Here is a 13,805-nt window from a genome sequence, read left to right on the forward strand (position 1 = left end):
TGCCCCGCAAGGCGTGAAACCCGATTGCAAGGTGTGTATCCGCAGGTTTGCCCACANATTGTGGACATTGCGATGGGCTGACGGTCGTTGCCAGGGGAACGTTCGAGCAGCGACTGCCTTGCACACATCAGCGGAAACCCGAGCGCCCCTGTAGGAGCGACGCAAGCCGCGACCTCGACCTCGCACCGACGTCGCGACCATGGTTCGCGGTCGCGGCTTGCGTCGCTCCTACAGGGAGATACGAAACGCTTGACTGTCTGGCGGAATTTGGATTGCGACCCGATATCGGCGAGTGATCAAAATTTCGCCAAACTTGTTCGGCCCTTGCCCCGCAAGGCGTGAAACCCGATTGCAAGGTGTGTATCCGCAGGTTTGCCCACANGCTGACGACGGTAGTTGCCAGACGAGCTTCGACCAGCGCTTGCCCCGCGCATTCGTGAAACTCGAGTGCCCCTGTAGGAGCGGCGCAAGCCGCGACCGCGACCTCGCACCTGCGTCGATGCCATGGTTCGCGGTCGCGGCTTGCGTCGCTCCTACAGGAAGATACGAAACGCTTGACTGTCTTGGCGGAATTTGGATTGCGACCCGATATCGGCGAGTGATCAAAATTTCGCCAAACTTATCCAGCCCTTGCCCCGCAAGGCGTGAAACCCGATTGCAAGGTGTGTATCCGCAGGTTTGCCCACANGGTAGTCGCCAGACGAGCTTCGACCAGCCCTTGCCCCGCGCATCCGTGAAACTCGAGTGCCCCTGTAGGAGCGACGTATGCCGCGACCTCGACCTCGCATCTACGTCGCGAGCGGGGTTCGCGGTCGCGGCTTGCGCCGCTCCTACAGGGAGGTACGAAACGCTTGACTGTCTTAGCGGAATTTGGATTGCGGCCCGATACCGGCGAGTGATCAAAATTTCGCCAAACTTATCCGGCCCTTGCCCCGCAAGGCGTGAAACCCGATTGCAACGCGTGTATCCGCAGATTTACCCACAGGCAATGTGGACATTGCGATGCCCTGACGACAGTGATCGCCAGAACAGACACGCGCAGCTTTTGACTCACTCGTTTCCGCGAAAGCCCGAGTGCTCCCTGTAGGAGCGGCGCAAGCCGCGACCGCGACATCGCACCTACGTCGCGGGCATGGCTCGTGGTCGCGGCTTGCGCCGCTCCTACAGGGAGATACGAAACGCTTGACTGTGCTGACGGAATTTGGGTCGCGGTTCGAGATTGGCGAGTGATCAAAATTTCGCCAAACTTGCCCAGCCCTTGCCACGCAAGGCGTGAAACCCGATTGCAATGCGTGTGTCCGCAGGTTTGTCCACAGGCATTGTGGACAGGCGTCCGCGGCCGCAGGCGTCGGCGAATCGCCGGCTCGGGAACGTTCGAAATGCTTGCATTCCCCACGGGCTTCTGCATCGCAGGCCGCCACCGCGGCGATGCCGATCAGCGCGCTTACGTCAAGCGAAAATCGCTGGCGAAATTTTCGCCAAACCTCTTGCAATGCTTGTGCCGCAACGCTTGGAAGGGGGTGATCTGGAAACTGTCCGCAGGCTTGTCCACAGGCTGTGTGGACAACCGTAACGGCGCGGTCAAAAAAACCGACAAACAGTCGCCGGGCGTTGCGCCGCAAGGGCTCGATGGGCTTATCAACAGCCTTGCACCGGTGGTTCTCCACAGCTTTTGTGGGCAAGCGCGGCGGTCGCCCGCCGCGGTTGTCCACCGCTCGCGCCGATCGATGCGGCGCTTTCGCCATCAACCGGGCTGTGCGAGTCTGCCGGCTGATTCCGCCGCCGCCCGCCAGCACCGCGCATGACCCCGCACCGCGAATGAACGTTTCCGCCGATCCACGCCCGCTCGCTATCGCCCTGATGGGGCCGACCGCCTCGGGTAAGACCGCGCTCGCGCTGGAGTGGGCGCAACGGCTCGATGCGGAGATCGTCAGCGTCGATTCGGCCCTGGTCTACCGCGGGCTCGACATCGGCGCGGCCAAGCCGTCGGTGCAGGAACAGGCGGCGGTGCCGCATCACCTGATCGACGTGCGCGAGCCGTGGCAGCCGTATTCGGCCGCCGAGTTCGCGCTCGACGCGCGCCGCGCCATGGACGCGATCGCCGCGCGCGGGCGGATGCCGATCCTGGCAGGCGGCACCGGGTTGTACTTTCATGCCTTGCTGCAGGGGCTGTCGGAGATGCCGCAGGCCGATCCGGCGATGCGCGCCCAGCTCGGCATCGAGGCCGAGCAACGCGGCTGGGCCGCGCTGCACGCGGAACTGGCCCAAATCGACCCGCGCGCCGCCGCGCGCATTCACGCCACCGATGCTCAGCGTATCCAGCGCGCACTCGAGGTCTATCGCCTGTCCGGCCGCGGCATCAGCCACTGGCGCGAGCAGGCGCCACCGCCGCGATTGCCGTATCGGGTGCTCAAGCTGGTGCTGGCACCGGCCGAGCGCGCGGTGCTGCACGGCCGCATCGAGCAGCGTTTCGAGCGGATGATCGAGCAAGGCTTCCTCGATGAGGTCCGCCGTCTGCGCGCGTTGCCGCAGTTGCAGGCCCATCCGCAGCCGCTGGACCTGCCGGCGATCCGCGCGGTCGGCTATCGCCAGGCCTGGGAGCATCTGGACGGCGCGTACCCGGCGGCCGAGTTCCGCGATCGCGGCATCTACGCCACCCGCCAGCTGGCCAAGCGTCAGTTGACCTGGCTGCGCGGCGAACTTGACGCGCGCTGGTTCGATCCTTTGCGCGACGCGGCCGGACTGGAGCATGCGTTGAGGCTGTTCGCCGGCGCCCGGCTGCGCGGGGCGGGGCACGCCGCTTAGAATGGAGCGCGCAAACCCGGAACCGGGTCGCAATGTTTGCTTGGACTTGCGTTAACATCGGGCGGTCGCCCCTGTGGGGACAACAGCCGGCGATACGGGAGTACCTGCCTTCGGGGCACCGCAAGGGCAGGGCGCCGTTCCTAATAACTAGAACATGCTGGGGAACTAGAAGATGTCTAAGGGGCAATCCCTACAGGATCCTTTCCTGAATGCGCTGCGTCGCGAACGCGTACCGGTGTCGGTCTACCTGGTCAACGGCATCAAGCTGCAGGGCACGATCGAATCGTTCGACCAGTTCGTGGTGCTATTGCGCAACACCGTCAGTCAGATGGTCTACAAACACGCCATTTCCACCGTCGTCCCCGCGCGCAACGTTCGCGTCGGTCCGGGCGGCGGCTATGTCCAGTCGGCCGACGGCAGCGACGGCGGCGACGAAGCGGAATGATGCGAGCCGCGGGCGGGGAGAATTGAGAAACCGGTGCGTCGCCTCCATCTGCATTAGTTCTCACTCTCCACTCGTTGCCCATACCCGATGTTCGAGCGTTCCAAGAAGGGCGAACACGCCCTGCTGATCCAGCCTCATGCCGGCGGTGCGCCGGATGAGGACCTTCTGGAAGAATTCGCCGATCTGGCGCGATCGGCGGGCGCCACGGTGGCCGCGGTCATCACCGCGCGCATCGACAAGCCCAATGCGGCGATCCTGATCGGCAGCGGCAAGCTCGACGAGGTCAAGGCCGCGGCCGACGCCAGCGGCGCCGACCTGATCCTGGTCAACCACCGGCTGTCGCCGGGCCAGGAACGCAACCTGGAGAAGCTGCTGGAGCGGCGGGTGGTCGACCGCACCGGCCTGATCCTCGACATTTTCTCCCAGCGCGCGCACAGCGCCGAGGGCAAGCTGCAGGTCGAGCTGGCCCAGCTCAAGCACATGTCGACCCGGCTGATCCGCGGCTGGACCCACCTGGAGCGCCAGCGCGGCGGTTCGATCGGCCTGCGCGGCCCGGGTGAAACCCAGCTCGAAACCGATCGCCGGCTGCTGCAAAAGCGCCTGGAACAACTGCAAAAGCGCCTCGACAAGGTCGAAGTGCAGCGCACCCAGATGCGTCGCGCGCGCATGCGCAGCGAGCTGCCGCGGGTGGCGCTGGTCGGTTACACCAACGCCGGTAAGTCGACTCTGTTCAATGCCATGACCGGCGCCGACGCATACGCCGCCGACCAGTTGTTCGCGACCTTGGACCCGACCGTGCGCCGGATCGATCTGCCCGGTGGCGGCGCGGTTCTGGCCGATACCGTGGGGTTCGTGCGCGATCTGCCGCACGACTTGGTCGCCGCGTTCCGCTCGACCCTGTCGGAGGCGCGCGAGGCCGATCTGCTGCTGCACGTGATCGACGCCGCCGACGCGCTGCGCGACGAGCGCATCGCCCAGGTCGACGAGGTGCTGGCCGATATCGGCGCCGGCGATTTGCCGCAATTGCTGGTATTCAACAAGATCGACCGGCTCGACGATGTCGCCCCGCGCATCGACCGGCCGGGCGAGGGCAAGAACCGGGTCTGGGTGTCGGCCCGCGACGGCAAGGGCCTGGACCTGCTGCGCGAAGCGCTGGGCGAAGCCCTGCAACTGCGCCACGTCACCGGCAGCGTGCGGATCGCCTCGCAGGACGCGCGTCTGCGCGCGCGCCTGCACGAGCTGGGCGCGGTGCGCTCCGAACAGGCCGACGAGCATGGCTGGGTGGTCGAAGTCGACCTCGCGGTGACCGACGCCGAGCGCCTGTTCGCCCAGCCTAATGGCGAGGCATTGCGCCCCTTGCTTGAGACCGTTCAGGCCCCCACCTAGAATCGACAGGTTCGCGCGCGCTCAACCGCGCGCGTATCTCCGTGGCGCCCCACGCCACGGTCCGGTGCCGGCCCCGCCGCGGGCCGGTGCAGCAGGCGGAACATCGGATGTTCCGCCTGGCGTCCACTTCTTTAGGAGCAGGCATGGCCTGGAACACCCCCGGCAGTGACAATTCCGGCGACAACCGACCGTCGCGGCAACGCAAACCCCAAGGCCGCGGCCTCGACGCGCTGATCGATCCGCTGCGCGGGCTGTTCGGCGGCGGAGGCGGCGGCATCCTGCGCTGGGTCGCGTTGCTGGTCGGCCTGTGGCTGGTGTTCAACTGCTTCGTGCTGGTGACCGAGCAGGAACGCGGCGTGGTTCTGCGCTTCGGCGTGTTCTCGCGTGTGCTGCAACCCGGCCCGCACTTCAAGGCGCCGTGGCCGATCGAGAGCGTGCGCAAGGTCAATGCGACCCAGAGCAAGGCCTACAGCGAGACCGTGCCGGTGCTGACCCGCGACGGCAACATGGTCAACGTCGAGATCAACGTCCAGTACCGGATCGAGTCGCCGTACCAGTACCTGTTCGGTTCGCGCGAACCCGAGGAAGTGCTCAAGCAGGCCGCGCAGAGCGCGGTGCGCGAGCAGATCGGCCGCTCGGATCTGGACACTGTGCTCGGCGCGCGCAGCGTGCTGACCACCCAGGTGCGCCAGCGTCTGCAGGGTTCGCTCAAGGATTACGAGACCGGCCTGACCGTCACCGAGCTCAACCTGCCCAACGCGCGCCCGCCCGACGAGGTCAAGGACGCGTTCGACGAAGCCCAGCGCGCCAACGCCGACAAGACCACCTCGATCAACGAGGCCCAGGCCTACGCCAAGAAGATCGTCCCGGAAGCGCGCGGTAACGCCCAGCGCATCCGCACCACCGCCGAGGGCTACAAGACCTCGACCGTGGCCCGCGCCGAAGGCGAGGCGACTCACTTCTCGCTGTTGGTCGACCAGTACAAGAACGCGCCCGACGTGACCCGCAAGCGCATGTGGCTGGACACCGTGCAGGAAGTGCTGAGCCAGAACCGCAAGATCGTCGGCGGCGATTCGCGTCAGGTGCTGAACGTGCCGATGACCGATCGCAACGGCGTGGCGGTCACGCCCGGCCCGGTCAGCGTGCCGCTGACCCAGCCTGAGTTGCTCAATCCGGTGACCGCGACCGAAAGCACCGTGCCCTATGTCGGCCGACCGACGCGCCCGAAGACCCGTGACGAGGTGATGCGATGAGAGTTCCCGCCCTGATTGCCGCGGGCGTCGCCCTGCTGTTGGCCCTGATGGGGTCGATGTTCGTGGTCAACGCCGGTCACAGCGCGATGATCTTCCGCCTGGGCACCGTGGTCCGCAGCGACCTCGGCCCCGGCCTGCACTTCAAGTGGCCGCTGATCGAAAGCCAGCGCGTGTTCGACCTGCGCCTGAAGATCCTGCCGGCCGAGCCCGAGCGTTACCTGACCGCCGACAAGCTTGACGTCAGCGTCGACTTCTTCGCCGTGGGCCAGATCAAGGACATGCGCCGTTTCTTCCAGGCCACCGGCGGCGACGAAAGCGTCGCGGCCGAGCGTCTGGCGCCGATCATCCGCGACTCGCTGCGCAACGAGATCAACTCGCTCAAGCTGCTCGACGTGGTCAAGGGCGATCGCGAAGCGGTGATCGGCAAGCAACTGGTCGCGATCAACAAGGGCGCGGCGACCCTCGGCGTGCAGATCAAGGACATCCGGATCAAGCGCATCGACCTGCCGCAGGACAGCAACGTGCTGGCGTCGGTGTACAACCAGATGAAGTCGCAGCGCCTGCAGGTCGCCAGCCAGTTGCGCGCCGAAGGTTTCGAGCTGGCCCAGGCGATCCGCGCCACCGCCGACCGCGACAAGACCGTGATCCTGGCCGAAGCCGAGCGCGACGCCCAGCGTTCGCGCGGCGAGGGCGATGCCGAAGCCACCCGCATCTACGGCCTGGCCGCGAACAAGGACCCGGCGTTCTTCGCGTTTCAGCGCAGCCTCGAAAGCTATCGCAAGTCGTTCGCCGACGGCCAGAGCGTGATCGTGCTGGACCACGACGATCCGTTCCTGCAATACCTCAAGTCCGATCGCTGATCGGACATGGCCGGTGAACTGATACGAGCACTGTGCCTGGTCGCGGTGCTCGAGGGCCTGTTCCTGTTCGTCGCGCCCAATGGCTGGAAGCGCGCGGCCGAACAGTTGCAGGCGCTGCCCGACAAGCAACTGCGCATCGTCGGCGGCATCGTCGTCGCGGTCGGGGTGATCGCGTTGTGGGTGTTGCGCAGCAGCTGACGCTAGCCACATCGTTTCGATAGCCCCCTTTAGGAGCGGCGCAAGCCGCGACCGCGACAACGACGCGAGTACCGCGAAGCGAGCGCTTGTACCAAGCGCTGCGATCCAAGGCTTACGACTCAAGCGCGATGTCTCGGTCGCGGCTTGCGCCGCTCCTGCACGGAGCATCGTTGTAGCACTCATCCCTCGAACATTTCGGCCAGTGGCCTGACGCCTGCCGCCCTCGATCGGGCCAGCCGGTCGGTGCGTGCGCGCTCCACAGCGAGCGCAACTCGCTCACCGTGACTAACCAACTCTCGACGCCGGTCATGCCGCCGTCGCGACCGCCATCACCCTAATGCCGCGGCGAACGCGAAACCTTCCCGCGTTGTCCCGGCTCGATCCCGGTTTCGCCCTGTCGCCATCGCCCGCATGCGCCTAGAACCAGTCGCGGCAAGGATGCGTGCGGCGACGGCAACGGCTGTTCGCGACGCGCGCATCGCGCCGCTTCCGTCGCGGGCGGTGACGTCAGGCCACGCGACTCGCCGCGTCCGCGCGGCGGGTCCCGTCGCCGCGTCGCGACGCATACCCATGCAGCACCTACACGACCATGGAGTCGCGTCATGAAGGAATGCGTACCACTGCGGCGCACCGCGCTCGCGCTCGCCCTGCTGTCGCTGAGCGGATCGGCGCTCGCGGCGACCTGCCCGGCCTACAACCCGTCCAACAAAGCCAACAAGCTGTACCTGGTGTTTCCGACCGCGCCGATCACCTATCCGTCGTTCGGTTTCTCGGCCGGCTCGGTGACCAACCCGGCGGCGGCGTTCAGCGCGGCCGACCTACCGAGCTACACCGGCACCACCGCGGCCCTGCGCGGCGCGGTCAAGCACGTGGTCGAACTGGACTACTGCGAATTCAACGTCCAGGTGCTCGACACCACGACCCTGCCGCCGGCGACCTTCCCGCGCCGCAATATCGTCGCGGTGACGACCAAGTCCGACATCGCCGACGGCCTGTTCGGCCTGGCCCAGGCGGTCAACACCAACGACACCACCGCGGTCGACTATTCCTATGTCTGGGGCAAGACCTACCAGGACTGGACCGGCGGACCGGGCGGCGCGCTCAACGGCGCCAACTCGACCCTGGACCGCTGGGCCAACGCGATCGGCGGCACCGCCGCGCACGAGGCCGGGCATAACTACGGCCTGGCCCACAACACCATCGTCGGACCCGGCGAGGACACCTACAAGCACCACGTGATGCCCGCCGGCGGCAGCCTCACCGCCGAGGACCGCGCCGGTTATCGGCGCCATTTCAGCGACAATGAATTCTCGATCCTTGCCGCCAACCTGGGCCTGTCGCTGCAGACCATGTGGAACTGGGACCTGGTCAACCCGAACGCGAACCCGGCCCACAGCCTGGAACTGCGCGTGCTGTACCCGCTCGCCACCGCGCCGACCATCGACTGGTTCTACGGCGGCTGCAACAGCCCGTGGATCAATCCGACGGTGATCGGCCCGATCGGTCCGTCCGAGACCTTCCAGGGCGGCACCTACTATCCCTACACCGTCAAATGGAGCACGCCCAACCCGAACTGGGCCACCGGCGGCTGCGTCGGCCTGCCGGGTCCTCCGGGCCAGGCGCCCGGCGGCGTGCTGTTCCACATCGGCGCTTCGTTCGCGGGGGTGAACTTCAACCTGTCGACCTTGAATCCGATCGTGATCAAGGACATCACCCTGCGCGACAGCGCGAGCAATCCGCTGGCCTTGAACCCGCGCCTGCATGCCTTCGACGCCGGCACCCTGGACACCATCAACGGCAACCTCAATCTGGGCGTGTTCAACGTCGCCGGTCCCGCCGCGGTGCCGCTGCTACTGCAGAACCTGGAAGTGCGCGAACTGCCGCGCGTGCTGGCGCTGGACCAGATGGTCGCCAACGGCCGCATCGCCGATTTCACCGGCGAACCGTTCGAACCGTGGCCCAACACCACCCGCACCCTGGTGCGCGAAAGCACTCTGTCGCCGGGCAAGGGCCTGAGCGTGCCGATCGCCAAGCTCACCCAGGCGCGCCACGTGTATGAGGTGATCACCGCCGACGACTGCAAGCGCGCGCAGTCCGACAGCTTCCTCAACGGCCCCGACACCGCCGACTGCCGTCCGGGCACCAGCATCGACCTGTTCCCGTCGACCACGGTCTACTTCACCGCCAATACGGTCGACCCGAACGCGACCTACTGGGATCCGGCGAAGCGCGCCTACGTCCGCGGTCCGCTTACCTCGCGCACGTACTACCAGCTCAGCGGCCGCCGTCTGGATCAGAACAAGAACGGCGTAGACGACTACGTCGACGCGCGCGCGCAACCCGCGCCGCAGACCCAGGAGAAGTAAACCGCGGCATCGCTTGAGGTCGCCGGGCGCGTCGGACCGCCCGGCGACGGCGGGCCCGGCGCAAGGCCGGGCCCGCGTTTTGCCGAGTGGTCTGGACCGGGACTGTCGGGCCTGGATCGGGGCGCCGGCCCGGGCTTTGCGTGGCCTGTGCATGAACAAAGCCACGCGAATGCCGCCGATCAGCCAAGATCGGACCGTTTTGGGGTGGCCTTGGCCCCCCGAAGTCCGGATAATGCACAAAAGCCGGACGGGGCCATCCCCGCCGGCTTTTTTCCGTTCATGGCCCTGTGGCGCGGCATCGGCTGCGACTGGACCGGACGGACCTCGCGGCAACCGCCGCTTCAACAGCAAGCGCAGGAGTTTGGACTCATGGGTCAGTCAGTCGTCGTTCTCGGTGCCCAGTGGGGCGATGAAGGCAAGGGCAAGATCGTCGACCTGCTGACCGAGCGGATCGGTGCGGTGGTGCGTTTCCAGGGCGGCCACAACGCCGGCCACACCCTGGTGATTGGCGGCAAGAAGACCGTGCTGCACCTGATCCCCTCGGGCATCCTGCGCGAAGGCGCGCTGTGCCTGATCGGCAACGGCGTGGTGCTGAGCCCGGCCGCGCTCAAGAAGGAAATCGGCGAGCTCGAGGAAACCGGCGTGGAAGTGCGTTCGCGCCTGAAGATCAGCCCGGCCACGCCGCTGATCATGCCGTACCACATCGCCCTGGATCAGGCCCGCGAGAAGGCCGCCGGCGGCAAGGCCATCGGCACCACCGGCCGCGGCATCGGCCCGGCGTACGAAGACAAGGTCGCGCGTCGTGGCATCCGCGTCGCCGACCTGCATTACCCGACTCAGCTCGCCGAGCTGCTGCGCAGCGCGCTGGATTACCACAACTTCGTGCTGACCAAGTACCTCGGCGTCGATGCGGTGGACTACCAGCAGACGCTCGATGAAGCGCTGGCGTTCGGCGAATACGTCGAGCCGATGAAGTCCGACGTCGCCGGCATCCTTCACGACCTGCGCAAGCAGGGCAAGCGCGTGCTGTTCGAAGGCGCGCAGGGTTCGCTGCTCGACATCGACCACGGCACCTATCCGTACGTGACCTCGTCCAACACCACCGTCGGCGGCGCGCTCGCCGGCACCGGCGTCGGCGCGGATTCGATCGACTACGTGCTCGGCATCGCCAAGGCCTACGCCACCCGCGTCGGCGGCGGTCCGTTCCCGACCGAACTCGACGACGAAGTCGGCCAGGGCATCCGCGATCGCGGCCAGGAATACGGCGCCACCACCGGCCGTCCGCGCCGCTGCGGCTGGATCGACATCGTCGCGCTCAAGCGCGCGGTCGCGATCAACGGCATCACCGGCCTGTGCATCACCAAGCTCGACGTGCTCGACGGCATGAAGACCTTGAAGATCTGCATCGCCTACGAATACCGCGGCAAGCGCACCGAGTACGCGCCGCTGGACGCGGCCGGCTGGGACGAATGCACGCCGGTGTATCTGGAATTCCCGGGCTGGGACGAAAACACCCACGGCATCACCGAGTGGGACAAGCTGCCGCCGGCCGCGCGCGCCTACCTGCGCGCGCTGGAAGAACTGGCCGGTTGCCAGCTGGCGATCGTCTCCACCGGCCCGGACCGCGACCACACCATGGTGCTGCGCGATCCGTGGGCGTGAGTTCTCTGCGATAGTTCGCCGCGATAGTTAGCGCGAAAAACCCCGCGAAAGCGGGGTTTTTTTGTTGCGCGCGCCGTATCGTCCGCGATGCGTCGTCAACGAGACATCGAAGCCTGCTGCGAAGGTTCGGCGGGGCTTTGCCGCGCGATTTCGTTCTGCAGCGATTGAGTCAGACGCTGCGATTCCTCGACCGGCGTCGCCATGGCCTCGGCGGTCGCGACGACGGCGCGATTGGCGTAAGGGTCCGGACTCGTCGAGCGTCCTTGCACGCAGATCAGTTCGCCGGCGGCATGGTCGGCGGTGGCGCGATTGGGCGCGACCGCGACGATGTCGTCGAAACCGTGTTGATACGCCAGGCGGCCGACGCAGGCGGCCACGCGTTCGCTGTTGCCGTTCCAGGCCACGCCCAGTCCGGCTTCCATTTGAGCGACCGCTGCATTCGACTGGTCGTGCAGGCGCACGGCGCGCGGATCGGACAGCGAAGGCGCCGCATCGGCCGAGCCCGGCGTCGGTGCAGGTGTCGTCGACGGCGCCGCCGGTTTCTGCGACGGCTGCATATCCATCTCCGGGGCGGGGTGGTAGTTCTTGCCACCGCGCCCCGCCTCGAATGCGTTCGCAGGCCGTACTTCGTCGATCCAATGTTCGCGATCGGCGTAGTCGTACCGGCGCAGCTTGTCCTTGGGGTCGAGCAGGTAATAGGCCACATCGGTGCGATCGCCGAACGCCGTCTGCGCGGCATCCCAGTCGGCGGGGTTGTTCTTGTCGTGGGGACGCGATGACGGCAATTGTTCCATCGCCTGCGCGGTGGATTTGTCGAACTGCATGTCGACATTTTTCTGGGTGTGGTTATGCACCACCGCGAGCACCTTGTCCTTGCCACCGGCCACCGCGATGGCGTCGCTCAGCGGCGCGGAGTTGTAACTGCCCTTCGAGAACAATTGCGTGGTCTTCAATTCGTCGCCGTCCTTGTACACCACGGCGACGTATTCGACCTTTTCATGATCTTTCTTGGCCTCGATCTGCCTGGCCAGATCCTTGGCGAGTTCCTCGGTCTGGGCCAGGTCCGGGTTGGTGTTGTTCTGTCCGATCTTCGCCATGGCGGGCTCCTTGCATTCGATGGCTGGAATCAATCCAAAAACTCTACGGTTCCTTCGCGATGCACGATGAATTTCAAACGCGGCGAGCGCGCGATACTGCCGTCGTTGCGGTCGACGAAACGCAGTTCGATCGAAGCGCCGCCGCCGCTGCAGGTCAGCCACGGACGTTCCTGGTAGGCCTCGGCGGGAATGCGGCGGTTGATCTCATCGATCCAGCGTCTGGCGAGCGGCTTGGCACCGATGCGAACCTCGCTCACTTGTGAGCGATAGCCGTGATCGTCCACCCATTGGGTCGTGCCGGCGATGCGGAACTTGCGGGAAGGCGGGCAATCGAATTCGAACTCGTAGCGCGTTGTCGTTGCCGCGGTGTCTTCGCTCGGATCGGCGGTCGACGAGCGGGCGTCGACCGCTGCGCAAGCGTTGAGCGTCAATAGCGATAGCACAAGTGCCGATCTTGCTGGAATCGATCCGCGCATGGGGCGTGCGTCCTTGGCCGTGCCGCTGGAAGGTGCGGCATCTTGAAGTGAACCTCGACCGGCATGGCCTGTCAACGAGACTTGGCCGGCTCAAGCCCGCGCCGGCGTTCTCCTCAAGGTCTGGGCACAAGGAGCGCGCCATGGCTGCGCATTCATCATTCGGCGTCAAACGTTGGCTGCCGTTCGCGGTGTTGATCGGAATCTACCTGTCGGCGATCGCGCCCGCGCGCGGCGCGCAGTGCGACATGCGTTTGTCGTTTCAACAAGCCGACGGCAACGCGCGTGGCGGACGCACCGCGGTATGGGCCGATGCGGACGCGTCGTCGCTGTTGTTCGTCGAGGGTTTGAACGTCAACACCGACGGCACCCGACGTTCGTACAGCGTCGACGATTTCTGGGGCGAGCGGCATGCGCTCAACAACTTGTGCAATGCGATGAGCGACGGCTGCGCCGGCTTGTCCAGCGCGCAACTGCGCGCGCGCCGCATCGCCACCCAACAGGCCGCCGCCGCGGGTTGGCCGGCCGATCAACTGCGCGCCACCAGGATTTCGCCGTCGATCATTCCGTTTCGCAACGGCAAGCCATGTCCGCCGGTGGACGGTTTCCTGGTATCGGCCACGGCCTTGCACGCGCCGGCCGTCGGCGATGCCTGCGACATCGCCAACTACGTCGATGCATTGGTCACGCCGGCGCTGGTGATTCCCAAACGGCCTTCGGCATTCGCCGGCCGGGCCAAGATCGGCGATCTCGCGGTGGCGATGGTGCCGGGCAGTGGGCGAGCGGTGTTCGCGGTGATCGGCGATTCGGGTCCGTCGGGGCAACTCGGCGAGGCGTCGATCGCCTTGAACGGTCGCCTGCTCGGACGCGAGGCGGCGCCGCAGAATTATCTGGAGGTGCGCGGCAAGCCGCCGTTCGCGGGGCGTGGGTGGACCGTGCCGAAGGCGGTGGTGTTGATCTTTCCCGGCAGCGGCGATCGCGCGGCGCCGTTCATGACGCCCGAGCGGATCGATCCGGCGGCGATGCGGCGGTTTGAGGCGTGGGGTGGGGTGGAACGGTTGTCGGCGTGCGTGGCCGATTATGAGCGTTGATGAGTTTGAATTCGCGATTCGCGATCGGGATTCGGGATTAGAGTTTCAGGCTCTTGCTCAAGCTTGAAGCCGCGCAGTCCATCCAGCGCTGCGAGGCTTGTAACTCGCGTTAGCAAAAGCACACCCGAAGGGCGGCGTGCAGGATGCACGCCGTGCGTCACCGGGACAT

General features: G+C 66.3%; 13 protein-coding genes. 10 read left to right on the forward strand and 3 right to left on the reverse strand.

Going from position 1 to position 13,805, the window contains the following annotated elements; all coding sequences use genetic code 11:
• Positions 1–1,379: 1,379 nt before the first annotated feature.
• The 9 genes from ASD86_RS26750 to ASD86_RS13235 all read left to right on the forward strand — a co-directional run bounded on the left by ASD86_RS26750 (position 1,380) and on the right by ASD86_RS13235 (position 10,975).
• Positions 1,380–1,805, forward strand: coding sequence for a hypothetical protein (locus tag ASD86_RS26750; RefSeq protein WP_157476591.1), 426 nt, complete (start codon positions 1,380–1,382; stop codon positions 1,803–1,805).
• 13 nt (positions 1,806–1,818) lie between these two features.
• Positions 1,819–2,805 (forward strand): tRNA (adenosine(37)-N6)-dimethylallyltransferase MiaA, encoded by a 987-nt coding sequence (miaA, locus tag ASD86_RS13200; RefSeq protein ID WP_056111118.1) that lies wholly within the window; start codon positions 1,819–1,821, stop codon positions 2,803–2,805.
• 172 nt (positions 2,806–2,977) lie between these two features.
• Entirely contained in the window at positions 2,978–3,250 is a 273-nt protein-coding gene (gene hfq, locus ASD86_RS13205; protein ID WP_036114113.1) for an RNA chaperone Hfq, read from the forward strand.
• A gap of 87 nt (positions 3,251–3,337) precedes the next feature.
• Positions 3,338–4,636, forward strand: a complete 1,299-nt coding sequence (gene hflX, locus ASD86_RS13210) for a ribosome rescue GTPase HflX (RefSeq protein WP_056111120.1) — start codon at positions 3,338–3,340, stop codon at positions 4,634–4,636.
• Between the two features lie 143 nt (positions 4,637–4,779).
• Positions 4,780–5,889 carry an FtsH protease activity modulator HflK gene (gene hflK, locus ASD86_RS13215; RefSeq protein WP_056111122.1) on the forward strand — a complete coding sequence of 370 codons (1,110 nt, stop codon included), beginning with the start codon at positions 4,780–4,782 and terminating at the stop codon, positions 5,887–5,889.
• Entirely contained in the window at positions 5,886–6,749 is an 864-nt protein-coding gene (locus ASD86_RS13220; protein WP_056111124.1) for a protease modulator HflC, read from the forward strand. The genes hflK and ASD86_RS13220 overlap by 4 nt, the downstream gene beginning before the upstream one ends.
• Before the next feature lie 6 nt (positions 6,750–6,755).
• Positions 6,756–6,947 carry a DUF2065 family protein gene (locus tag ASD86_RS13225; RefSeq protein ID WP_036114125.1) on the forward strand — a complete coding sequence of 64 codons (192 nt, stop codon included), beginning with the start codon at positions 6,756–6,758 and terminating at the stop codon, positions 6,945–6,947.
• A gap of 602 nt (positions 6,948–7,549) precedes the next feature.
• Positions 7,550–9,313: a hypothetical protein gene (locus tag ASD86_RS13230; protein ID WP_056111126.1), complete on the forward strand. Its 1,764-nt coding sequence runs from the start codon at positions 7,550–7,552 to the stop codon at positions 9,311–9,313.
• A 369-nt stretch (positions 9,314–9,682) separates the two neighbouring features.
• Entirely contained in the window at positions 9,683–10,975 is a 1,293-nt protein-coding gene (locus ASD86_RS13235) for an adenylosuccinate synthase (protein WP_056112691.1), read from the forward strand.
• A 95-nt stretch (positions 10,976–11,070) separates the two neighbouring features.
• On the opposite strand, the gene ASD86_RS13240 is transcribed toward ASD86_RS13235, so the two are convergent.
• Positions 11,071–12,072 carry an XVIPCD domain-containing protein gene (locus ASD86_RS13240; protein ID WP_056111128.1) on the reverse strand — a complete coding sequence of 334 codons (1,002 nt, stop codon included), beginning with the start codon at positions 12,070–12,072 and terminating at the stop codon, positions 11,071–11,073.
• 29 nt (positions 12,073–12,101) lie between these two features.
• Entirely contained in the window at positions 12,102–12,623 is a 522-nt protein-coding gene (locus ASD86_RS13245) for a hypothetical protein (protein WP_157476593.1), read from the reverse strand.
• 65 nt (positions 12,624–12,688) lie between these two features.
• Between ASD86_RS13245 and ASD86_RS13250 the strand changes: the two genes are divergently transcribed.
• A complete protein-coding gene (locus tag ASD86_RS13250) occupies positions 12,689–13,636 on the forward strand; it encodes a glycoside hydrolase family 75 protein (RefSeq protein ID WP_056111132.1) in 948 nt (315 codons plus the stop codon).
• Here the strand turns inward: ASD86_RS13250 and ASD86_RS27840 are convergent.
• A partial coding sequence (locus ASD86_RS27840) for a hypothetical protein (protein ID WP_235567750.1) occupies positions 13,624–13,805 on the reverse strand: 182 nt, incomplete at its 5' end. The genes ASD86_RS13250 and ASD86_RS27840 overlap by 13 nt on opposite strands.

The sequence above is a fragment of the Lysobacter sp. Root690 genome (genome assembly GCF_001427785.1).
GTDB lineage: Bacteria > Pseudomonadota > Gammaproteobacteria > Xanthomonadales > Xanthomonadaceae > Lysobacter.